Annotated in this window: 25 protein-coding genes; 4 read left to right on the top strand and 21 right to left on the bottom strand. The window is 46.4% G+C overall.

The genetic code is table 11. From position 1 onward, the window contains the following. Nucleotide 1 precedes the first annotated feature (1 nt). The 3 genes from CSV70_RS00610 to CSV70_RS00600 form a co-directional block, all read right to left on the bottom strand. On the bottom strand, nucleotides 2-724 hold the full coding sequence (locus tag CSV70_RS00610; RefSeq protein WP_085132735.1) for a hypothetical protein: 723 nt from the start codon (nucleotides 722-724) through the stop codon (nucleotides 2-4). Between the two features lie 927 nt (nucleotides 725-1,651). Then, nucleotides 1,652-2,101 (bottom strand): transcriptional regulator, encoded by a 450-nt coding sequence (locus CSV70_RS00605; RefSeq protein WP_085132734.1) that lies wholly within the window; start codon nucleotides 2,099-2,101, stop codon nucleotides 1,652-1,654. Between the two features lie 164 nt (nucleotides 2,102-2,265). Next, nucleotides 2,266-2,604 carry a hypothetical protein gene (locus CSV70_RS00600; protein WP_099660815.1) on the bottom strand — a complete coding sequence of 113 codons (339 nt, stop codon included), beginning with the start codon at nucleotides 2,602-2,604 and terminating at the stop codon, nucleotides 2,266-2,268. 154 nt (nucleotides 2,605-2,758) lie between these two features. Here CSV70_RS00600 and CSV70_RS00595 point away from each other — a divergent pair, with 154 nt between their 5' ends. From CSV70_RS00595 to CSV70_RS00585, 3 genes are all read left to right on the top strand, one after another. Further along, on the top strand, nucleotides 2,759-3,184 hold the full coding sequence (locus tag CSV70_RS00595; protein ID WP_085132732.1) for a helix-turn-helix transcriptional regulator: 426 nt from the start codon (nucleotides 2,759-2,761) through the stop codon (nucleotides 3,182-3,184). Between the two features lie 90 nt (nucleotides 3,185-3,274). Beyond that, complete coding sequence (locus CSV70_RS00590; RefSeq protein ID WP_099627801.1) at nucleotides 3,275-4,849, top strand: hypothetical protein; 1,575 nt, start codon at nucleotides 3,275-3,277, stop codon at nucleotides 4,847-4,849. Then, a complete protein-coding gene (locus CSV70_RS00585) occupies nucleotides 4,846-7,587 on the top strand; it encodes a DEAD/DEAH box helicase (RefSeq protein WP_099660814.1) in 2,742 nt (913 codons plus the stop codon). The genes CSV70_RS00590 and CSV70_RS00585 overlap by 4 nt, the downstream gene beginning before the upstream one ends. Nucleotides 7,588-7,638: 51 nt before the next feature. Here the strand turns inward: CSV70_RS00585 and CSV70_RS16375 are convergent, their stop codons facing one another. After that, complete coding sequence (locus CSV70_RS16375) at nucleotides 7,639-7,797, bottom strand: hypothetical protein (protein WP_157111257.1); 159 nt, start codon at nucleotides 7,795-7,797, stop codon at nucleotides 7,639-7,641. 335 nt (nucleotides 7,798-8,132) lie between these two features. Further along, nucleotides 8,133-8,546, bottom strand: a complete 414-nt coding sequence (locus tag CSV70_RS00575) for a single-stranded DNA-binding protein (RefSeq protein WP_085132728.1) — start codon at nucleotides 8,544-8,546, stop codon at nucleotides 8,133-8,135. A 244-nt stretch (nucleotides 8,547-8,790) separates the two neighbouring features. Between CSV70_RS00575 and CSV70_RS00570 the strand changes: the two genes are divergently transcribed. Further along, nucleotides 8,791-9,243 carry a YwpF family protein gene (locus tag CSV70_RS00570; RefSeq protein ID WP_085132727.1) on the top strand — a complete coding sequence of 151 codons (453 nt, stop codon included), beginning with the start codon at nucleotides 8,791-8,793 and terminating at the stop codon, nucleotides 9,241-9,243. 772 nt (nucleotides 9,244-10,015) lie between these two features. On the opposite strand, the gene CSV70_RS00560 is transcribed toward CSV70_RS00570, so the two are convergent. The 16 genes from CSV70_RS00560 to atpG form a co-directional block, all read right to left on the bottom strand. Further along, nucleotides 10,016-10,396, bottom strand: a complete 381-nt coding sequence (locus CSV70_RS00560) for a hypothetical protein (protein WP_099627798.1) — start codon at nucleotides 10,394-10,396, stop codon at nucleotides 10,016-10,018. An 89-nt stretch (nucleotides 10,397-10,485) separates the two neighbouring features. Then, entirely contained in the window at nucleotides 10,486-10,881 is a 396-nt protein-coding gene (locus CSV70_RS00555) for a hypothetical protein (protein ID WP_232319152.1), read from the bottom strand. A gap of 82 nt (nucleotides 10,882-10,963) precedes the next feature. Next, entirely contained in the window at nucleotides 10,964-11,401 is a 438-nt protein-coding gene (gene fabZ, locus CSV70_RS00550; protein WP_099628230.1) for a 3-hydroxyacyl-ACP dehydratase FabZ, read from the bottom strand. A 52-nt stretch (nucleotides 11,402-11,453) separates the two neighbouring features. Next, nucleotides 11,454-12,032, bottom strand: a complete 579-nt coding sequence (locus CSV70_RS16650) for a DNA-directed RNA polymerase subunit beta (protein ID WP_233191731.1) — start codon at nucleotides 12,030-12,032, stop codon at nucleotides 11,454-11,456. 23 nt (nucleotides 12,033-12,055) lie between these two features. Further along, nucleotides 12,056-12,889: a flagellar hook-basal body protein gene (locus tag CSV70_RS00540; protein WP_099660812.1), complete on the bottom strand. Its 834-nt coding sequence runs from the start codon at nucleotides 12,887-12,889 to the stop codon at nucleotides 12,056-12,058. A gap of 40 nt (nucleotides 12,890-12,929) precedes the next feature. Then, nucleotides 12,930-13,754, bottom strand: a complete 825-nt coding sequence (locus CSV70_RS00535) for a flagellar hook-basal body protein (protein WP_085132722.1) — start codon at nucleotides 13,752-13,754, stop codon at nucleotides 12,930-12,932. A gap of 76 nt (nucleotides 13,755-13,830) precedes the next feature. Next, nucleotides 13,831-14,832: a rod shape-determining protein gene (gene mreB, locus CSV70_RS00530; protein ID WP_099660905.1), complete on the bottom strand. Its 1,002-nt coding sequence runs from the start codon at nucleotides 14,830-14,832 to the stop codon at nucleotides 13,831-13,833. A gap of 59 nt (nucleotides 14,833-14,891) precedes the next feature. Next, nucleotides 14,892-16,121: a hypothetical protein gene (locus CSV70_RS00525; protein WP_143560907.1), complete on the bottom strand. Its 1,230-nt coding sequence runs from the start codon at nucleotides 16,119-16,121 to the stop codon at nucleotides 14,892-14,894. Nucleotides 16,122-16,195: 74 nt separating this feature from the next. Further along, nucleotides 16,196-16,468 (bottom strand): sporulation transcriptional regulator SpoIIID, encoded by a 273-nt coding sequence (locus CSV70_RS00520; protein WP_029053436.1) that lies wholly within the window; start codon nucleotides 16,466-16,468, stop codon nucleotides 16,196-16,198. Between the two features lie 110 nt (nucleotides 16,469-16,578). Beyond that, nucleotides 16,579-17,235: a M23 family metallopeptidase gene (locus CSV70_RS00515; RefSeq protein ID WP_198166010.1), complete on the bottom strand. Its 657-nt coding sequence runs from the start codon at nucleotides 17,233-17,235 to the stop codon at nucleotides 16,579-16,581. A 30-nt stretch (nucleotides 17,236-17,265) separates the two neighbouring features. Further along, nucleotides 17,266-18,096 carry a stage II sporulation protein D gene (gene spoIID / locus CSV70_RS00510; protein WP_233191730.1) on the bottom strand — a complete coding sequence of 277 codons (831 nt, stop codon included), beginning with the start codon at nucleotides 18,094-18,096 and terminating at the stop codon, nucleotides 17,266-17,268. Nucleotides 18,097-18,299: 203 nt separating this feature from the next. Further along, nucleotides 18,300-19,595, bottom strand: a complete 1,296-nt coding sequence (gene murA, locus CSV70_RS00505; RefSeq protein WP_085132719.1) for a UDP-N-acetylglucosamine 1-carboxyvinyltransferase — start codon at nucleotides 19,593-19,595, stop codon at nucleotides 18,300-18,302. A 505-nt stretch (nucleotides 19,596-20,100) separates the two neighbouring features. Then, nucleotides 20,101-20,334, bottom strand: a complete 234-nt coding sequence (locus CSV70_RS00500) for a DUF1146 family protein (protein WP_198166009.1) — start codon at nucleotides 20,332-20,334, stop codon at nucleotides 20,101-20,103. Nucleotides 20,335-20,410: 76 nt separating this feature from the next. Further along, nucleotides 20,411-20,815, bottom strand: a complete 405-nt coding sequence (locus tag CSV70_RS00495; protein ID WP_099628226.1) for a F0F1 ATP synthase subunit epsilon — start codon at nucleotides 20,813-20,815, stop codon at nucleotides 20,411-20,413. Between the two features lie 24 nt (nucleotides 20,816-20,839). Then, on the bottom strand, nucleotides 20,840-22,255 hold the full coding sequence (gene atpD / locus CSV70_RS00490) for a F0F1 ATP synthase subunit beta (protein WP_085132717.1): 1,416 nt from the start codon (nucleotides 22,253-22,255) through the stop codon (nucleotides 20,840-20,842). Between the two features lie 33 nt (nucleotides 22,256-22,288). After that, the gene (atpG, locus tag CSV70_RS00485; protein ID WP_085132716.1) at nucleotides 22,289-23,146 is read right to left on the bottom strand and encodes an ATP synthase F1 subunit gamma; all 858 of its coding nucleotides are present in this window, start codon (nucleotides 23,144-23,146) and stop codon (nucleotides 22,289-22,291) included. Between the last annotated feature and the right edge of the window lie 22 nt (nucleotides 23,147-23,168).

Below are 23,168 nucleotides of genomic sequence, written 5' to 3'. Positions count from 1 at the left end.
CTTATAGTCCTCCAATCATTAACAAGTTCAACATTTTTTCGATAGGAGCAAAGCCAACTGCCGCAGTGATCAATGCAAAGACCACTTGCAATGCGATCAACATCCACAATGCATGCTTGCGGATACCTTTATGCTCTATAACTTCTTCACCGACAAGTGACGTTTCCACTTTCGAGAAGCTGATGAAGCGATACTGAACCGCCACGATCAATGCAGAGAAAATCGTCAATTGATTGACAAACAGAATGAGATACCAATTATCCAAGAATGTTACCGCGAGTGGTCCGAATGAAAGAATCGAAACCGCTGCTGTTTTTCCAGCAACCGCGAAGATCAGGAAATTGATGAGTTTTTCGATTAGTAATAATCCCGTGACCACTAGCTGTAGCTTCAGCAAGGGCTTAAATGGAATTTTCGTCAACATGCTTAAAATCCATGCGACGCCCCAGAAATGGAACGACATGTAGATGATGGCCCAGAGTATGGCGCCGACCAATGCAGTGATGCGGCCGATGGTGAAATCATCGAGCGAACCGTTCGCCAAGATATACGTCATCGTCCCGGTATTCATGCCCCACATATCGCGGAGGACGAACAGGATGATGCCCAAAATGAATACGCTAAACACACGGCGTTTGAACCCAGTGACGGTTCCTTGCCCAATTTCAACGGCAAGTCGGTCAGGATAAACTAGTGAACGCCAGTAACCGTAAGTAGAATACATATGTACTTCTCCTTTGCCTCCAACTTATTCGACTGATTATATCAGTTTCTATCTCTCTTACTTTATCAAAAAATGACGAATTTGCAACGAATGTCTTGTTTTGTTGCAGAATTTGGTAGTAGTGTTGGAGTTTTAAACAATTAAAGATGCTGAGTGAAGTTACATTACTCATGGGATTTCCGCTCCAGCTGGGGGACGCTTTCTGGAGGGCGGGCGGTGAACCACACCCCTCGCGTTGCTCGCCGGGTGTTTCACCTGTCCCGCTGATCCTCCCAGAGTCGCCCCCATCTTCCGCTTCAATCCTACTTTTTATGGTGGATGGATGCAGAAACACTCACTGACGATAGTGTTTGAACTGGTATTGTCACTGAATACATTTCATGTTCAAATCAATTCAAATCAATTAAAAACCTAACTTCAATGACTACAATAACTGTCACCCACTCGCCCTGCAGGGATTGGCGCGGCAGGCGGCGACTCTGGGAGGATCAGCTCGACAGGTGAGACAACTAAAGGAGCACAGCGACTAGTTGGCTCACTGCGGGCCCTCCAAACGCGTCCGCCTAGAGCGCAAATCCCCACCCCAACACCCTGTCATCCTTAAACCGATTAAAAATCCCTAGTCCATTAGATTCATTTAATTATCTGAATGTTTCTAATCTATCGAAATAGGTTACAATAGGAAGTAATAGGGTCAGGTGGCTCTAATTACATAAAGGAGTGATGAGCGATGAACTTGGACAAGACGATTGAGTTTACATGGCAAGACTTTGCACTAGGCGTGGCCGGGTCGGGATTATTCGTAGTGGCGCTCCATTTCCTTACACTATGAGAAAACGTATATTACAACGCACATAAAAACACCTCAACGTTGACGCACATAGATGTGCTTCCAATTGAGGTGTTTTTAACGTTTTAGTGTGATGATCAAATCATTCGCAGTCCTTCCATCAACTCCTTGAACAAGAGTTGGTTTTTGGTTTCTAGCGCATAGTCTACCATTCGTTCCCAATTATCTTGCTCCAACTTCTCCACTAAACCGTCCGCTTCACGCATGTACTCTTCCTGTAGATGGCCTTCCAATCCCATCGCTCCTTCGAGTATAGTCGACAAATGCAAATGCAAATCGGAAACTAGCAACAATTGATAAAGTGGGATTCGTATAAACCTGCTTCCTCGCTGAAAGACGAATACTTCTCCTAAGTTCTCAATCTGCAAACTTTTCGTATTCACAACGATTTCCTTCCCTTCTGCGGGGATGAATTGGAACACCTCATCATTTCGCTTAATCGAGAAATATTGATAAGCGAATACAAGGCGTAAGTTGAATTCTTCTTTCCTGGTGAAAAATGGCTTGATTCGCTGTATGACTAGCATTTCTTCCCCCTCCTCTTCAGTAATTTGAATTTTCCGATTATTATTAATATATCACATTAAAGAGGATTTTGTGCATGATATGAGTCGGAAACCATCTAATATACCAAGAGAATTTTTCAGAAAACGGTCATAGCAGCAAATCCAGCCGTCTTTCGGGTTATTCATCACGCCTCTACGAGAAAAGTTTTGGACACCGGCCGATACTCGATGTTTCCCTCTTTCAATTGTTCCAGTAATTGTTTACTCGCATCGACATTCGTTTTCTCGTAAGAAAAGATCATTTGACAGTCCGCGTATGAAATGACAACTTGCTCAAAGATCATCTCGTCACGCCTGACGTTATACAAATATGAAACTTCCCCATTTGGATCATGGACAGTTTTTTCGGAATGCTGTTCGAGAGATTCGAAGAAATGTGGTGCATTTGTGATCATAAGTTCTGGCTTTTGTAAACGGTGCCGCAATTGAGGAAAATGTAAAATCAATTGCACTTTTTCTATCATTTTCGCCTACTTTCTATTTTTTATCACAATCTTCTCACATTATTGTAGAAAAACATCGGAATTGCCGATTCGTCAATTCGTATTGTTTAAATGACAATTTACCGAAATACCGGATTCTTTTCTTATACGATGGCGAGAAAAACGGGTGATGAAAATGAGTTTCGGAACACAATTACGAGAATACCGCGATGAGTATTTACATATTTCACAAAAACAAATGGCTGAGGATCTTGGAGTCGATGGTGCGACGATGTCTAGATATGAATCGAGTGAACGAGCTTTCCCAATTTATTTGGTGCCGATCATTAAGAAAATCTATAACATACCGGATGATGTATTACTTGCGATGATTCTGGACAAACCGTTAAAGACGGTACGTCCTTTTTCGAATCAGACGCTCGACAGTAGCGCCACGTATGAAAAAGGATTTCTTACACAGTACGGATCGCTAATTGAAAACGAGCCACTGTTGAAAGAATTTATTTTACGGGCTAATTCATTGGACTACGAAAACCGCCAGTTGTTGCTATCAGGCATGTTGAACTTCATGCAGTTGTTCGAAAACCAAACAGATAAATAAGATCTGATTGTTTTTATGCTCCTCAAGTTGTGGTAAAGGACCGATAAAAACGGTATAATAGGAGGAATGCTTAAGTAAGGAGTGGATTCGGTGGCCATCACTATTGAACGAATCGCAAATATGCACGAATCACAAATTGAAGAATTCATGAATCATATTAAACATACATTTCAGCCGTCTGTCCCTGCACAGGCGGAAATTATACGCAAGGCTGCTTCACTTGTACGTATGAACGCAATCGGTGCGTATCGCTACACGGAAACCGAGCAATCCTTGATGGCAAACATTTCGGGTACAGAATCCGAATTCGCACGTCTTTCTTTCATGACGATGGAGCCGTACTGTACATGTGCCGACGGAGACTGGTGCGCGCATCAGATCTCGGTCGTCTTTCATTTGTACTCGCAGTTTCATTCATTATCGGATTGGCTGAATACATGGCGCCAGTCAGGAACTGTGCAGACACAATTGTCGATCAATGAACGGACGCCCGAAGCTTGGTTGAACGCATTATCCGAATTAGTGAAGCCCCTTGGCGAGTTGAATGCGAGTGACGGACCGACTGGATTCTTGCATTATGCTTCCAAAATTGAACACCAGAAAACGCGGCTTTCTCCTTTTGAATGGGAATGGAAGCCGCTCTTTTCGCTGTACTATCAACTAACATTATTGCGGGCGGCATGGCCATTCCTTAAAAGTGAACTTTCGGCGAATGATTCCTATCATTACGGCAAATGGCAGCTGACGATCTGGCTCAATGAGCAAATGTCTGAAATGAAAGCAGGCATCAAACAGCTGAGTTCAAAATCGCGTCTATTTGAGACGGACGCCTTTCATACGAAGCTCAAAGATTTGATCCATTCATTCGCACTGGACGAGGATGGTTTATTCTCGAAACGTTTTGAAGCGTTCCGTCTCGTCTATACTGAGCTGTATTCCGATGAAGCTGAATTGACGCAGGAGATTGAACGTCTGCAAAAAGAAACGGCAGCAGACGCGCCATTATTCCGTGCGTTTCTCTATTTGACATCGGGACGGTTTGACGAGCTCGATGAGGAACTGAATACGCTAGATGCTACCGCTGTTCCTCAGTGGTTGGCATTTGCGCTCTACGCGAAGGAAGATGAGGATTTTGATATTGTGCAGTCAATTATGTTGCAATTGCTTCCTCATTTAGCCGAGCATTATCAGCAGCTTGCGACGCGCAACCGTTCCGCGTTTGCCGAGGATATCGACGAGTTGCTGGCGCTATCCGATGTGCCAGAAGATCAGCGCGATCAACTGTTCCAATCGTATGGACCGGAAGCAAGTCGTGCATATGGCAAGTTTTTATTCGAACGTAATCGTTATGCTGAATGGGCTGCGCTTATGCATTTAACGCGCGGGTCAGTCGATATGATCGATAGCTCGGCGATGAAAACAGCACTCGCAGAAGATTCGCAAGCGGTGTTCCCTCTCATGCATGCCGAAGCATTGAAATTAGTCAAAGAGAAAAATCGAGATAGCTATCGCCGTGCAGTGCGTTTATGGAAGCAAATGAAGGCTGCTGCGAAGCGCGATGGCCGCGATGAATTTTGGAACCGTTATGTCCATACAGTCCGCCAGCAATTTCCACGTCTGCGTGCACTGATGGAAGAGATGGAGAAAGGAAATCTACTTTTATGACCGATTCGAACATCTTACAACTTTCATTAGAGTTAACGTTACAAGAAGGACAAGACGGCATCTTCATCGTGTCCGCAAATGTCGCAGGTGAAACGCGCAAGATCGATGCGGATATGCTAGTGTCGTATTTATTTTATTCGGATGAACCTACGATGTATGGCATGTTGGTGGAGCAACGTGATAATTGGCTCGATATATCGATCGATATGTTGTTGCGTTTGTTCTCGTCTGGTAGTCATCCGTATGTGCAATACGCAGGTGCGACTTCTAACGACCAACAAATCCTGACAGCCATTCGCGAGGCAGCGACGTTATGGAATGATCCTGCGCTGTTTTCGTATGTTGAAGCGAATGAGTCTGGACTGTCGTTTGATCTCGATCAAACCCATTTATCTCAGCAGGCGGGGCGGTATATCTCGCTTGCGATGCGCGGCCAGTTGGCGACACTCGGTGTCTCGATGGCAGACTTCCCTGCTTTGTTGCCGCATTTTCAGCAGTATGGATGGCCGAATACCGAAAAGTCGAAGTTACCATTCCGCGTAGCACTTCGTTTGACGGAGCCGGAGATCGATGGGACCGATTGGTTGCTTGAGACGATTCTAATTAGTGATCGCGGTGCGCAGTGGTCGCCAGCGATCGGTAAAATAGCGGGCTCGATTGAAAATGCTTTACCTGCAAAACGCAAGCCGTACGCGGAAGAGATTGAAGAGCGTCAATCCGAAATGGTCGGGATTTTCCGTTCCGTCGAATGGTATGAGCCGCGACAGTTCATGCATGTGCCGTTAAATGATGCGCAAGTGCGGATTTTCATTCAGGAAGATCTGCCACTATGTCAGGCATTTGATTATCCGGTTATACTGCCCGCTTGGTTAAAAACCGTGACAGAGACGAAGTTGAAGATTCGGACGTCTGCGGGTATGCAGTCGTATCGCTCGTCAGCGAGTCTCGATCAAGTGTTGTCGTTTGATTGGCAGTTTTCACTTGCCGGGGAAAAGATCGATAAGAATCAGTTCCAGAAGATGGTCGATGAAAACCGTGAGTACATTCGCGCGGGCGATGAGTGGTTCCATTTGGATCCCGCATGGCTCAAACGCATTCGTGAGTTGATGGAACAAGTCGATGATGGCGAATGGACAGTGAAGGATTTGCTGTTCAATGAAGTGCCGGAAGAGATTGCGCCGGTCTACGATGAAGAGGAAGAAGACGATCCGTTAGTCGCGTTTTCGATGCAACAGTCTTTGCGTAAAGTAATGAATATGTTGCATGACAAGAAAGGTTTACCGGCGGTTACGGTACCTGAGACGTTGCATGCCGAGTTGCGTCCGTATCAACAAGAAGGTTTCGAGTGGCTTCATTTCATGCGCGACAATAAATTCGGTGCTGTGCTGGCGGATGATATGGGACTTGGGAAAACCGTACAGCTCATTACGTATTTGTTGTATGTGCATAATTTACCGGAAACCGACTCCCCTTCGCTAATCATTTGTCCGACAAGTGTCATGGGGAACTGGCAAAAGGAGCTCGAGCGTTTCGCGCCTTCTTTGAACGTACATGTACATTACGGGACGAATCGTGCGCGCGAGGAGCAGTTTGCGGATATTATGAGCAAGCGTCAAACGCATATTATTTTGACGACGTATGGTACCGCCACACAAGACGGCGAGATGCTGTCGATGTACGAGTTTGCGAATGTAACTATTGACGAAGCACAAAATATTAAGAACTTGCAGACGAAGCAGTCACGAGCAATACGGAAGTTGCGCGGTGGGCATCATATCGCATTGACCGGTACGCCGATCGAGAACCGTTTGTCGGAGTTATGGGCCATTTTTGATTTCATTCATAAAGGGTATCTTGGCAGTTTCCGTAAATTCAGCGAAGAGTTCATCGTGCCGATTGAGCGTGATGATCTTGAAGCGGAGAAGCGGAAATTGCGTGCTCGAATTCAGCCGTTCATGATGCGCCGGACGAAGAATGATCCGGAGTTGCGCCTGAACTTGCCTGAGAAGCTCGAGCAAAATGAATATGTACCGCTAACTCCTGAGCAAGCGGCATTGTATGAAAGTTTTGTTTCGGAGACGAAATTCAAACTCGAGACTCTGACAGGATTTGAGCGCAAAGGCTTAATCTTGAAAATGCTCAGCCGTTTGAAACAATTATGTAACCATCCGGCTTTATTCTTAAAAGAACCGCCAGCCCCTGCTGCCGAATTGACGAACCGATCCAATAAAATGGCGCGAATCGTTTCGATGGCAGCGGAGATTGCGGCGAACGGTGAGCAATGCTTGATCTTCACGCAGTATATCGGCATGGGGCAAATGATCCGTCAGTGTTTGTCCGAGCTACACGGAATTGACGTGCCGTTCTTGACGGGCAGTATGCCGAAAGGACAACGTGACGCATTGGTCGAGGCGTTCCAAAACGGGGAATTCCCGATTTTCATCTTATCATTAAAAGCTGGGGGCACCGGCTTGAATCTGACGCAGGCGAATCACGTATTGCACGCAGACCGTTGGTGGAATCCGGCTGTGGAGAACCAGGCAACGGATCGTGCGTACCGTATCGGGCAGACCAAATTCGTACATGTGCATAAATTTGTAACCGTTGGGACGATCGAGGAAAAAATTGACGAGATGCTCGTCGAGAAAGCAGCGTTGTCAGCTGATTTGATTCATTCGAGTCAGTGGTTGACGGAGCTCAATGATCGAGAGCTCGAGGATTTGCTGACGTTTAATTGACATAGTAATCACTAGGACCTGTATCGAAATAGGATGCAGGTCTTTTTGCATTCATTTTATATCGGAGGGAATGAGGAATGGATTCGTTTTGATCGTTTCCAGGTAATTGATGCGCTCGTTCAGGTTGGCAATAATGCGGATCAGCTGGCCAATCTGGTCTTCGAGGCGTTGAATATCTTGTTTCTGCGCGACTGTAGGTGTGCTGTGCATGTGGGCTTCATCCTTTCTATGAGCGGGTATGTATTCCGTCAGCCCGCCAAGTGGAAGTGGTCTCCGACAAAGACGGGCGACGGATGAGTTGGCGTAAAATTGATTCAGTTCCTATGCTGAATGTACTCCCGGCATCACAGAGGATCGAGTCCCCACCCGCTCTTGCTTCAGCCGAGTCATGCTAGTTGGCGAATATGCTTGTAGTGTCGTGTGATTTTCTCTTTTTTCATTTCTCTTCAATTGTGTGTCATCCATCTCTTTTCAGGAATTGATCAGCAACGGATGTGCGACGGCGGATATGCCTTTGTCCCCTCTCCTTTCCAAGTTGGATAGTGTTAAAAAATAGGTAGTGCGGTTTCGGTTGATTTCGCTTCTTCAAAACGTTCGGGCTCAGTAGATGAATGCGTTTTCATTTCTGCCTGTTGAGGTTTGGATGACTTCGAAAGAAAGCGGATGTCGCTGCACATGACTTCCATGATATACACTTTCGAACGGTCTTCCCTTTCGTAGTTCCGGGTCTGAATGCTTCCACTGACGCCTACGAGCGATCCTTTGCCGCAGTGACGGACTAGGTTTTCGGCGGATCGTCCCCAAACGGAGCATGGCACGAAGTCGGTTGCTATTTCCCCGTTTGCGTTTTTGAAGCTACGATTGACAGCGAGGGCGAACGTGGTATTGACACGTCCTGACGAGTGTTCTTTTAATACGAGGTCTTTGGTGATGCGCCCTACTAAAGCCACTTGGTTCACGAGTTTGTTCCTCCTTTCTTTGTGCTGCCCTTATCGTAATCCACATAGGGTCAGTATGGCAAAGAGGCAAAATTGAATTTTGACGCCATTTTCGGTGTGGTTTTTCAATTTTTATTCGAAGGGATTTTTGGACATTCGCGGTATCATGCGATTTCCACGTGGCGAGGTAAACGGCATTTTTGAATACTCGAGTATTTTAAGATTTTTATGCTATACTTGGGAAAATTGTACCGAGGTGATGGGATTGAAGACGTTTAAGATGATTTCGGTGGAAGTGCTTCAGGAGAGTGGCGTGCTTGCGTTTCCGCTGTTTGACGGCATTATCATCAACCAGGAGAACAGTCACCGTTTGTGGGTGCTTGAGCTGTTCATTGATGCCAAGTATAAGGATATTATGGAAAAGTGGAAAGCTGAGGAGACGTTGTTGACCGTCCGCGTCGTCATTTCGTATCCTGGCAACGAGCCCGCTTCGTTCGATGTGGCGGTTGAAAACTGGCGTCAGATTGGTGACCGCATTTCCGTGCTAATGAAGGGACGTCTGAAGCGTGTCCGCTCGAAGTATCCGGAATATTTGCTTGAAGAATTGTTGGCTGAAGGATTGGAAGGCGATGCGTTGCTCGAGCAATTCCAAACGGCGATGTGGGATCGGCCGAAGTTGAAGCGCGATATGGAGATGGATGAGAAGACAAAGTTATGATGGTTGGGCTGCCCTTTTTTGGGGGTGGCTTTTTTTGTGTTTTGGTGGGTATTAGGGTGGGTGTGTGGGGGGGTTGCATAGAGCGGGTACGTCGACACATAGAGCGCTGGCTGACCAGGATTGAGCGGATAGCGCGGGCAATAGAGCGGGTACGTCAACACATAGAGCGCTTACGGACCAGGATTGAGCGGATAGCGCGGGCGATAGAGCGGGTAAGCCGACACATTGAACGCCCGCGGACGGGGTTTGAGCATGGATTGGCGCGAGCGATAGAACGGGTACGTCAGACACATTGAGCGCTCGCGGACCAAGTTTGATCGGATAGCGGGAGTGATAGAGCGGGTACGTCAACACATAGAGCGCTTGCGGACCAGGATTGAGCGGATTGCGCGGGCGATAGAGCGGGTAAGCCAGCACATAGAGCGCCCGCGGACGGGGTTTGAGCATGGATTGGCGCGAGCGGCGATAGAACGGGTACGTCAGACACATTGAGCGCTCGCGGACCGAGTTTGATCGGATAGCGGGAGTGATAGAGCGGGTACGTCAACGCATAGAGCGCTTGCGGACCAGGATTGAGCGGATAGCGCGGGCGATAGAGCGGGTAAGCCGTCACATTGAGCGCCCGCGGACAGGGGTTGAGCATGATTGGCGCGAGCGATAGAACGGGTACGTCAGACACATTGGGCGCCCGCGGACCTTGATAGACTACCCCACCCATAATAAAAACGACCCAAGCATTCAATATGCAGGGTCGTTTTTATAATGGCGGGAATCATCGTACTTTACGATCTTCATCGCGCAATACGCCGTCTGGAGCAGCGTTGTTACCGTTCATGTTGCCGTCCACGTTGGTGTCGTCGCGTGCGCCACGGTTTTCGTTGTTGTCATCGATGAGTTCGTCGCGAGTTTTTTCGATACCTTCGCGCGTGTCGTCGATGATATCTTCGCCTTCTCTCTTCATGATGCCACGGTCATTGTTGTCGTCAAGACCGTCGAGATTAGGACCCATACGCTTGTTGTCGTTTGGCGTATTGTTACGTTCCACATCTTGCATAGGTGTTTCGTTGTTGCTTGGCAGTGCGCCGTCGTTCGTGTTACATGCGGTCAGAACGAGTGCGGAAGCAAAAACCACGGGCAGAGCTTTTCTGATCATAAAAAAATTCCCTCCTTTTTACGAGCTGTGAACGATACGTATCGGTATGTTCATGGATAGCTTGTGCGTAAAGGAGAGAACTATTCGTTTTAATTATTCGTATGACCTGATGTGGTTTCCAATACGTTTTGAACGTATACAGCTTCCGCTTTACAGCCATAATCATAATGTGTGTCGAGATTTTCTTGTAACATTTCAATTTGTGCGATTTGCTCTTCTGTCGGCGGATCGTTGAGGATGCGGATTAGTACTTCCTCCACGCGTTCCGCTAACTCTTTATGGAACTCGGCGTCTACTTTGATGTCTTCAGGAATCTTGTCGTACCAAAGTGCTTTGGTCGTAATGTATTCCCGCCAGTTCGCATAAAACTGTTCGATGTTATATTCTTCTGCTGACCAGCCAATTTCACTCATATATTGTTCGAATGATTGGGAAATGGAACGAGTGATGCTGCTCTTAATATTTGGAGAAAGCTTTTTTAACATGCTGTAGTATACCCTCCCACTGTATGCCCATACCGGCATTCCAATGATTATTCTATCAACTTTTTAGTACGGCATCATGATATTATTGCTCTTGCACAGGTCCGAGTGCGAATGTAATATCTGCTTCACATGCTACTTCACCTTCGACGGTTGCGACGGCTTTTCCTTTACCAATGGTTCCACGCAAGCGGACGATTTCTACTTCGAGACGAAGCGTGTCGCCTGGTACGACTTGACGCTTGAAACGGCAGTTGTCGATGCCTGCAAAAAATGCTAAACGGCCTTTGTTTTCTTCTTTTTTGAGTAAAGCGACTGCGCCTACCTGAGCGAGTGCTTCTACGATTAGGACTCCTGGCATTACTGGGTAGCCCGGGAAGTGGCCGTTGAAGAAGTCTTCATTGATTGAAACATTTTTTAACCCGACTGCGCGCTTGCCTTCTTCGAGTTCTTCGATGCGATCGACGAGCAAGAATGGATAGCGATGCGGGATGATTTCTTGTATTTGTTGAGCATTTAGCATGAAATTTGTCTCCTTTATTCCAGAAGTTCTGAAGATTTCAGAGGTTTCTGTACTATTTACCGTTCATGATATCAAAAATATGCTGCCATGTCTCTTTTTTGAAGACATCGCCTGCTGAGCCGTCGCCGATTACACTGAAACCAACCATTGTACCTGCTATTGCCGCTAAGACCATTAACAACAGTATAAGTAGCAATCGTAGCCAGATGGGAATCATGCGTACTTGAACCCAACGCATTTCGCTTACCGGTTTTGCAACTTTTTCGGAACGTTTTTTTCGTGGCCGTTTTGACGTCATCTTCTTCCAGAATGTCACGTCGCCCTCGTTTGATGCAGATCGTCTTTTCACAGGCTCCGTTTCGCTTAGAAGAGTTTGTTCTGGTGCGTCAGGAGCTGTTTCTAGCGGTTCTGTCTCTGTTGTCGACTGAATATCTTCCGGAACTTCTTTGTCTGTTGCAAGAGGCTCTGACAGCGTAATTGCGACTTTGTCCATTTCAGTTGTCACAACGGGATCTGTTTCTGTAAGCTCAATCGGATCTTCTATCTCTGTTGGTTTCTTCAATGGTTCGAATGGTTTCACAGGTGAAAGTGGTTCTGTTATTTTTTTGAAATTTGAATTTTTATCTGTCATAGTAAGTACTCCTATTGCACGCGTTAGCGAATGCCGTTAATTAAGCCCATCATCTGGTCCGCCATTGTTACGGAACGTGCATTGAATTGATAGGCACGTTGCGTCGAAATTAAATCTGCCATTTCTTTTTCATACTCTACGTTGGAAGTTTCGAGCGCTTGATTTTGTAAGCCAATCTGATTTCGTCGAGCACCAGTCATTTCTGTCAATATATCATTTGCTGTCAGTCCGAGTGCTGCTAGATCTGTTGGCAAACCAAAAGTGGTTGCAGAAAGCTGAACCATCGAATCTGGCTTTTCTAAGACGGTGACGCCCAGATTAAATTCCTGTGTGCCTTGCGGTGTAGTTACTTGCAATACACCGTTTGGACGAATTTGATAATCGGTCGCTTGTCCAGAAAAGACGATGGGACGGCCCGCGCTATCCGCCACTGCGAGTCCTTCTTCATTGACTAGCGCATTGTTGCCATTTGCAGTTGGTGACAAGTAGAAATTTCCTTTACGCGAATAAATGATTTCTTCTCCGCCGTCTGTTGGCTGGATCAAATTAAAATGTTGTTTCGGCTCCGTTAACGCAAAGTCTAGCTGACGGTCCGTAATTTGTACAGAGCCTACTTTCCAGTTCATCTGCAGGCTGCCGAGGTGTGCGCCGGTCCCCATGCGAATGCCAAGATCTGAGCTACGCCCGGCCCGATCTGCTTTGTCATTATTGATTTGTTGGAATAATAGTTCCTGGAATGTAGCAGACGAGGATTTATATCCATGTGTACCGACGTTCGATAAGTTGTTGCCAATCAAGTCGAGACGTTGCTGCAACTGGTTCATCGTGTTGGTCGCTGTGGTCATCGTGCGAATCATCAAAGGTCACTTCCTTTACGCATACTTCTATATGTAGTCATTAATTAACTCGTCCTACTTCATTGACCGCTTTTTCCATACTGCGATCATACGCTTGCAGGATTTTCTGATTGGCTTCAAATGCACGGTAGGCTGTCAGCATATCCGTCATCGAGCGCGCGGCATCGACGTTGGAATCTTCAAGAAATCCTTGTTGCATCGTGTACGTACCGCCAGTCGGTAACGCATTGCCGTCGATTGTCGTGTAGAGCCCGTTATCTTGTTTGGATAATGTGTCCGGTCCGTCAGAGTAGGCAATACCTAGTGTCGCGATTTCCGTTTGTCCCGCGAAGATCACTCCTGAATCCGTTACGCGAATATCATCACTTGTCAGTTCGATCCGATTGCCCGCATCGTCAAGGACGTATAAGCCCGATGGATTGGTCAGGTACCCTTCTGCGTTGACAGCGAAATTACCGTTTCGTGTGTAGAATTGACCGCCATTCTCGCCTTCTAGCGTAAAGAATACCGTTCCTGCAACGCCTGTTTCTTCATTGACTTCCATCGGTCCATCCAGTAATGCAATATCGGTCTTCTGTTCCGTTTCACGCAACTGGCCTTGCGCGAATAAAGGCAAAGTTTCTTGCATATACACGCCTGTCGACAGTTCGCCTACTGGGGATAGATTTCTAAAGTTTAAGCCTTTTTCCGTCGGCACGCGCGTCGAATCCAAACGAGACATCAACATGTCAGGAAATGCACGAATCGTCGATTGCTCCGCCTTATAGCCTGGCGTGTTGGCGTTCGCGATATTATTTGATAGCATTTCCGTACGACGCTGCTGTGCAATCATGCCTGATCCTACTGTATAAAAACCACGAAACATTTCATTTCACTCCTTTGCTTCATCATGTCGAATAATCGTTGTTTTTAGTATACACTACTTGTCGCTTGATGGCAGTTCAAATTATGCGTGTTGAAGTTTTACTGACCGAGTCCATGAGCTGTCCCGTTCCTTCTGCTATACAAGTGAGCGCATTTTCCGCAATGAATACCGGCACATTGAGATGTTCGGATAATAAAGTATCTAATCCGGGAAGCAATGCACCGCCTCCGATTAATAGGATGCCGCGCTGTGCAATGTCTGCAGCGAGCTCCGGCATTGTTTCTTCCAGTGCTTTTCTTGTCGTCTCGACGATTTTATTGATCGGCAGAAACAATGCCTGATGAATCTCTTCCGCCGTCACTTCAATTGTTTTCGGAATACCTGTCGCAAGGTCGCTACCATGCACGTTCATCGCGCTCGGTTTCTTTCCATCCTTCAACACAACGCCCATGTCTTTTTTCACTTGTTCGGCCGTTTTTTCTCCTATATACACATTATGTTTTTTTCGTATATGTTGGATAATGCATTGATCAAAATGAAAGCCACCGATTTTCGTTTTCTCAAACGATACGATTTCTCCCATCGACAGCACGGAAGCATCTGTCGTGCCTGCACCAAGATCGACTATCATATTGCCTGAAGGCTTCGATATGTCCATACCTGCCCCAATCGCCGCCACTTTCGATTCTTCTTCAATTACGACTTGTTTGGCTCCGGCTCCCATCATCACTTGGCGGATCACACTCTTTTCCACTCGCGTTGTATCCGCTTTACAGCATATCGTGATGTAAGGTTTGATACGCAGGCTTTTTCCTAGCGCTTTCTCGAGGAAGTGTCTGATCAACACACGCGCCATTTCAAAATCCGCAATGTTCCCAGCTTTCATTGGACGTATGATCTGAATATATTCCGGTGAACGACCAATCATTTGATAGGCCTCTACACCAAAGGCTACAGGTTCATCCGTACGTTTATCGATCGCAATAACAGCCGGTTCGTTAATGACGAGACCCTTGTCTTTCACATATATCAATACATTGGCGGTACCCATGTCTATCCCAATATCTTTTGAAAACATCATGACCGACCCCTTCCTCATACGCCCTATCCGATTACATTCATTAGCTGTTTATTATATCATATTTCTACTTTATTTGGCAGTATTCGAGAGGAGTCGTCAAAATGAAAAGCCACCAGCAAGTTAGCGATGGCTCGTGATTTATTTAGCGGGTCACGCGCGGCATTGAGCGGGTAAGCCAGCACATTGAGCGTTTGCGGGCCGACATAGAGCGGATCACGCGCAGCATTGAGCGGATAGTCCAGCTGATATTGAGCCCACGCGGACCTACATAGAGCGTGATGGCGCGGGCGATTGAGCGGGTAGGATGACATTTTGAGCGCTCGCGGACCCTTATAGAGCGGATCACACGCGGCATTGAGCGGATAGCCAGCACTTTGAGCGTTCGCGGACCTACTTAGAGCGTGATGGCGCGGGCGATTGAGCGGGTAGGATGACACATTGAGCGCTCGCGGACCCTTATAGAGCGGATCACACGCGGCATTGAGCGGAGAGGCCAGCACTTTGAGCGTTTGCAGGCCGACATAGAGCGGATCACGCGCAGCATTGAGCGGATAGGCCAGCACATTGAGCGTTTGCGGGCCGACATAGAGCGGATCACGCGCGGCATTGAGCGGATAGGCCAGCTGATATTGAGCCCACGCGGACCTACTTAGAGCGTGATGGCGCGGGCGATTGAGCGGGTAGGATGACACATTGAGCGCTCGCGGACCCCTATAGAGCGAATCACACGCGGCATTGAGCGGGTAAGCCAGCACATTGAGCGCTCGCGGGCCGACATAGAGCGAATCACGCGCGGCATTGAGCGGAGAGGCCAGCCCATTGAGCGTTCGCGGACCGGCATAGAGCGGGTCACGCGCGGCATTGAGCGGAGAGGCCAGCACTTTGAGCGTTCGCGGACCGACATAGAGCGGATCACGCGCGACATTGAGCGGATAAGCCAGCACTTTGAGCGTTCGCGGACCGACATAGAGCGGATCACGCGCGACATTGAGCGCTCGCGGACCCCTATAGAGCGAATCACACGCGGCATTGAGCGGATAAGCCAGCACTTTGAGCGTTCGCGGACCGACATAGAGCGTGATGGCGCGGGCGATTGAGCGGGTAGGATGACACATTGAGCGCTCGCGGACCCCTATAGAGCGAATCACACGCGGCATTGAGCGGAGAGGCCAGCCCATTGAGCATTCGCGGACCGACATAGAGCGGATCACGCGCAGCATTGAGCGGATAGGCCAGCTGATATTGAGCGCACGCGGCCCAACCAAACAAAAGCTATCCAGATACATTCCTCTGGATAGCTTTTCATAATTTCAGGCTGCTTGTATGGGTACAGTACATTACTGCTTCATTTTCAGTGTGGCTAGGCATCTGCTTTTTGTGCTTCGGTTTCATTTTTCCATTTTTGGCGGGTGGCTTCTCCTCCGCGCAGGTGGCGGATGGATTTGTGGTAGGCCAGAATTTCTGCGACTTTCCGTGACAAGCATGGATCTACATTTGGTAATCGTTCAGTTAAGTCTTTGTGGACCGTGCTTTTGGAGTAGCCGGTCGCAGTGGCTAGCGCGCGCACTGTCAAGTTGGTCTCGATCAGTAGCTTGCCCAGTCGTACGCAGCGTTTTCTAATTTGCTCGTGCACGCCCTCTTCCTTTCTCTATTCACTCCTTTGACTAATGTAGTGTATGCGAATATGTAACAATATATGAAAAAAGCCATTCCGGGGGCTGGAATGGCTTTGGGTGCTACGTATTAAAATGCTAGGAAATCGTGTGGGTTTACAGATACACCATCTTGCTGGATTTCAAATTGCAAGTGGACGCCTGCTTCTGGATTCCATTCATTCTGAGTCGTTGTGGCAAGCACTTGGCCTTGTTGGACTACGTCGCCTTCTTTAACGAGGACGCCTGTCAATGAACCGTAGACCGTCGTCTTACCGTCAGCGTGTTTCAATCTAATTTCCGTTCCTTTGAATGAATCCACGATAACTTCTTCGACTGTTCCACTCATTGCCGCTACGGCTTCGAATGGTTCACCATCCATTGATAGGGAAAGTCCTTTGCTTGTGACATACGTCTGGTTGAATACGAGTAGTGCTTTCTCACGCACTGCTTCGTCTGCTTCTGCATCATAGAATTCTTGTAAGATGGCGACTTGATCTACTTTTGCTTCATCGAATGGATACTTCAGTGTTTCTTTTGTTGCATTTGTTTCTACCGTGCCATTTTCTTTTGGCTGCTCTACTTTTGCCACTTCAGACGGCACAGAATCTTCCGTCGTCAATGCGGTGTATCCCCATACCATGCCGATGAATAAAAGCGCTACGCTCGTATAAATGGCAGGCCAGAACCAGCCGTTCTTCGTTTTCTTGTTCTCCTGAGAAGGGGCTTTTGGTTTTTCTTCTCGCATGTTCATCACCTCACTTGCATTCTTTGCAAGTTACGAGGATTTTAAACATCGATCTTCAGGTAAATTTATTTTTTGGATTTTTGTGCCTGTATAATAGTGCGACACAATTTGGTCTGCAGTCCATCCTTTTTGCGCGAAGGCTTCTGCGCCGTATTGACTCATCCCAACTCCATGGCCGTAGCCAACGGTCGTAATATGGACGATTTGATTGTTGATGTCATACGCAATATTGAAATCGGTAGAAGCCAAATGAAGTTTTTCTCGAATTTGTCGACCACTTGTTTCATATTGTCCAGCCATGATTTTCTGGACACGTCCGGTTTGATTGCGGACGAGCTTCAGTTCACGAAATTGATTGGCGTCCCAGTTGAAACCGAGTTTACGATTCCATTCAGTCAATGTTAGTTCTTGCTTGCGCTCTACGGTAGGTGCTACTTCTTCTTCCCCTGGACTTTCCACGCTTTGTAAATACTCCACTGGATTGCCGCTGAAATTTTGTGCAGCTTCTGTTTTTCCATTAGATGTAGAGAAAAACATGGCAGATATGATTTCTTCGCCGTACACAATAATTTGTCCTTGCGTTTCTTCTGCTGCTTTGCGGACTTTCTTTTCATTGTCTTTGAATGACTTGCCCCAGCGCTCTTTACGTTCGGCTTCTGTGCGGTATACTTGCGCAGAGACGTCTTTCGCAATCGGCTTGATTCCTTTATCTGTGTTTCTTGCGGCATAGGTGCGGGCAGCGATGACTTGAGCTTTCAATGCTTCGGGATGAAAATCGGCAGGCATCTCACCTGCTACCACTCCGACAACATACTCTTCAAGCGGAATCGGCTCGTCCACACCTATGACCGTGATCAGCACATCGCAATACTTCTCCTCTCTTTTTTCTACCAGTTTGATCTCTGGTGCTTGTCTTACAAGAAAAGGAATAAAAAATAATGTGAGAATGATGAATAAAAGGAGTAGTTTTTTGTACATACTAGACTATATGTTGAGGGGAGAATGGGTATTCATCGCAGATAATGAAAAAACCATGAACAGCGAACTGTCCATGGTGTCAATCATTATGCGAATTGAGATTCTGTAACTTCTTGTTCAGTGGAGACACGTGTTATGTCTGCGCCTAGAGCTTTGAGCTTCTTATCGAAGTCCACATAACCGCGATCCAAGTGAATCAATTCAGTCACACGTGTAACGCCTTCTGCTACGAGTCCGGCTAGGATGAGTGATGCAGCGGCACGCAAGTCTGTGGCTGCGACTTCCGCACCTTGGATTTTTGAAGGTCCTGAAACAATAACAGAACGTCCTTCGATCTTCACATCTGCGTTCATACGGCGGAATTCTTCAACGTGCATAAAACGATTTTCAAATACCGTTTCCGTTAACACACCGATACCGGTAGCTGTTAACATCAATGCCATCATTTGTGATTGCATATCTGTCGGGAAACCTGGATGCGGCATCGTCTTCAAATCGACTGCCTTAAGTGGGTGTTTCGCTGTAACACGAATCCCTTCATCCAGCTGTGTGATTTCTACGCCCATTTCCGTCAACTTGGAAATGAGTGCTGTAGAGTGTTCAGGTACTGCGTTGTCGATTGTGACGTCTCCACCCGTGATGGCTGCAGCTACCATGAATGTTCCAGCTTCGATACGATCCGGAATAATATGGTGAGTCGATGCATACATTGTCGTTACACCTTCGATACGAATATTATCCGTACCTGCACCTACTACTTTACCGCCCATTTCATTGATGAAATTCGCCAAGTCGACGATTTCAGGTTCTTTGGCAGCGTTCTCGATGATCGTTGTACCTTCAGCAAGAGCAGCAGCCGTCATGATATTTTCTGTTGCGCCTACACTCGGGAAATCCAAATAGATTTTCGCGCCTTTTAAACGGCCGTCTACTTTCGCTTCCACATGGCCATGTCCAAATGAAATTTCTGCTCCCATTGCTTCGAAGCCTTTCAAGTGTTGGTCAATAGGTCTTGAACCTATTGCACAGCCGCCCGGCAATGCGATACGCGCGAATCCGTTACGCGCCAGTAACGGTCCCATTACTAAAATGGATGCGCGCATTTTACGTACAAATTCAAATTGTGCTTCATCAGCTAGTCTTCCACGTGAATCTACGATGACTTCCCCTTTTTCCGGATCATGCGTGATTTTTGCGTTCAAACTTTTAAGCACTTCATTAATTGTCCGTACATCTGAAAGATTTGGAACGTCACGAATAACATTCACACCTTCAGATGCCAATAAAGCAGCAGCCAAAATCGGTAATACCGCGTTCTTCGCACCTTCTACGCGTACGTTCCCTTGTAAAGTCCGTCCGCCGTTAATAATAATTTTTTCCACCAGTAGCCCCTCCGAGTCCAATTTATCCTTCACCCACAGCCTATTATCAATAATCGTCTATAAACATTTTTCATTGGTGTTGCAGTTCATTTGTCAAATTCAAATTCCACATATAAAACATATACTATTGTACCTTGTAAAACCCTACTAAACAAGTAACTTCCGGCGCAGTTTTGTGTTATTTCTTGCGTGATGTAGTATATGTGGGGATCTGACACAAAGTGATTGCATTTGATCATTCATTTATAGCCACAATACTGTTATTACCCGCTAATTCTACATTTTACACGCAATGGAAGATATTTTTATTACATGTATATTACAGTTTAAGAAAATAGAGAGCGTTTTGTGAAGTATATTTCATTTGTAAACACGCTGTGAATTTCGCTAGTTTTAACAGTTCATGTGACAAAACCACACTAGATCCAAAATAGCCGTTTTAATTTCCTTCAGCTAGAGTTCTGATTTCCGCTAGTCGAACTGGTAGAGCTTCAGCTGAAGGAAATCAAAACCATGTTGCCCATCTTCCTGACCAATAGGATATGTCTAAAAAGAATTTTGATACAGTGGAACCAATAGCAATACTTAGCAAAATAAACAAAAGTTGTGTTTGGAATACGCGGTTTTTTCGTATGATGTTTTCTGGCAAGATTGCTTGTAGTGCAACGAAGCTGATGCCGATGAAGAATATATGCGATACGATCGCGAGTAATGGATTGCTGCCTAACATGCTGTCCATCGTTTCCACTCCTTTTTCTAGAATATAGAGAAAATGGGCAGACAGAGATTGTCTGTCCGCCCATTTCATTTATAGATTAAATACGTTGTTCATACACTTGCATGCGGTTAATTGCACGTTTTAAATCAAGCTCTGCTAAGTTTTGAGAAAGGGCGTCAGTTTTTTTCTGAAGATCTTGTTCAGCTTTTTCAGCAGCTTTCTTTGCACGTGCGATATCAATGGACTCAGCCAGTTCCGCACTCTGTGCCAATACAGTGACAACTTCAGGACGGACCTCGATGAAGCCTCCGTGGACTGCGACTGTTTCTGTTTTGCCATCTGTTTTTAGGCGAAGTGCACCAATTTGAAGCGGCGCGACCATCGCGATGTGACCGGGTAGAACCCCGATCTCACCAGCTTCGGTAACTGCAATCACCATGTTCGCATCCATTTCAACAACAGGGCCGTCGGGAGTGACGATATTCACTTTGATTTTACTCATTTTTTTCCCTCCTGGTCCCTTTTCTTAGACTTCTACACCCATAGCTTTTGCTTTTGCGATAACTTCTTCGATACGTCCAACTAAACGGAAAGCATCTTCCGGTAAGTGGTCATACTTACCTTCTAGAATTTCAGCAAAGCCTTTGATTGTTTCAGGAACTGGAACGTAAGAACCTTTTTGTCCTGTAAACTGCTCAGCAACGTGGAAGTTTTGTGACAAGAAGAACTGAATACGACGAGCGCGATCAACGATCTGCTTGTCATCTTCGTCTAACTCGTCCATACCTAAGATTGCGATGATATCTTGCAATTCACGGTATCGTTGAAGAGTTGTTTGTACTTCACGCGCTACACGGTAGTGTTCCGGTCCAACGATTTCTGCACTCAATGCACGTGAAGAAGAAGCTAGTGGATCCACAGCTGGGTAGATACCCATCTCTGAAAGTTTACGCTCCAAGTTCGTTGTTGCATCTAAGTGAGCGAAAGTTGTTGCCGGAGCTGGATCCGTATAGTCATCCGCTGGTACGTAGATTGCTTGGATCGATGTAACTGATCCTTTATTTGTAGAAGTGATTCGTTCTTGTAACTGACCCATTTCAGTTGCCAATGTTGGCTGGTAACCAACCGCAGAAGGCATACGTCCAAGTAGTGCAGAAACTTCAGAACCTGCTTGTGTAAAGCGGAAGATGTTATCGATGAACAATAGAACGTCTTGTCCTTGCTCATCACGGAAATACTCAGCCATAGTCAAGCCAGAAAGTGCCACACGCATACGTGCGCCTGGTGGCTCGTTCATTTGACCGAATACCATTGCCGTTTTCTTGATAACGCCTGAATCTGTCATTTCAAAGTACAAGTCATTTCCTTCACGAGTACGTTCTCCAACACCTGCGAATACGGAAATACCACCGTGTTCTTGTGCGATGTTGTTGATTAATTCCTGAATTAGAACTGTTTTACCAACTCCCGCACCACCGAAGAGTCCGATTTTACCACCCTTGATGTATGGTGCAAGCAAGTCAACTACTTTAATTCCAGTTTCAAGAATTTCTACCTCTGTAGAAAGGAATTCAAATGTTGGTGCAGAACGGTGAATCGGGTCACGTTGTGAATCAGCAGGAACTGGCTCACGCAGGTCAATTTCCTCACCTAGTACGTTAAATACACGTCCGAGTGTAACGTCGCCGACTGGAACAGAAATTGGTGCGCCTGTATTAATAACTGACGTACCGCGTTTCAGACCATCTGTCGAGGACATCGCAATCGTACGAACTGCATCATCACCAAGGTGAAGTGCTACTTCTAAAGTCAATACTTCAACCACTCCGTTGGAACGATCGATATTAACCTTCAATGCGTTATAGATCGCTGGAAGTTGTCCGTTTTCAAACTTTACGTCGACAACCGGACCCATAACTTGAAGAATATGTCCATTACTCATGCTTTTCCCTCCTGTCTTACTGTTTCAAATCTATTATTCGAGTGCTGCTACGCCGGCTACGATTTCAGTGATTTCCTGAGTGATCGCTGCTTGACGAGCGCGGTTAAATTGTAATGTTAACGAATCGATTAGGTCAGACGCATTGTCTGTCGCCGTCTTCATCGCTGTCATACTGGAAGCATGTTCGCTCGCTTTTCCATCGAGTACCGCTCCATAAATGAGGCTCTCCGTGTATTGTGGGAGAAGTGTTTCGAGAATCGCTTCTGCTGAAGGCTCGAACTCATAAGATGATGAAGCAGATACAGATGAAATATCTGTGAGTGGAAGCAATTTACGTTCAGTTGCTTCGTTGGAGATGGCGGAGATGAAGTGGTTGTAATACAAGTACACTTCATCATAAACGCCTTCTGTGAACATGCCAACAGCCCGATTCGCGATATCTTTTACTTCTTCAAAACGAGGGTGATCCGAAAGTCCGATCAGGCTTTCTTCAATCTGGTAACCCAGACGGTCGAAGAATTCATAGCCTTTACGACCGATCGCGATAATGACCACTTCATCTTTCGATTTATGGCGTTGTTCGATTGCACGGGTAACTGCACGGAAAATGTGCGAGTTATATCCACCAACTAGTCCACGGTCAGAAGTGACTACGATGTACGCAGACTTCTTTACGGGACGTGCAGTTAATAGAGGATGTCCGGAATCTTTCGTTACGGCTGCAATGGCACCAACTACTTCTTCTACTTTATCCATGTAAGGTACGAATTTCTTCGCATTCACTTCGGCACGGTTCAGTTTGGAAGCAGATACCATTTGCATCGCTCTCGTGATTTGACTCGTCTTTTTTGTTGAAGCAATACGGCTTTCTATCTCGCGTAAGGACGCCACTGGCTATTCACCACCTTTATTT

Source organism: Sporosarcina sp. P25 (genome assembly GCF_002743235.1).
Taxonomy (GTDB): Bacteria; Bacillota; Bacilli; order Bacillales_A; family Planococcaceae; genus Sporosarcina; species Sporosarcina ureae_B.
Note: the sequence above shows the minus strand (reverse complement) of the source record. Positions and strands in the feature narration are given on the sequence as shown.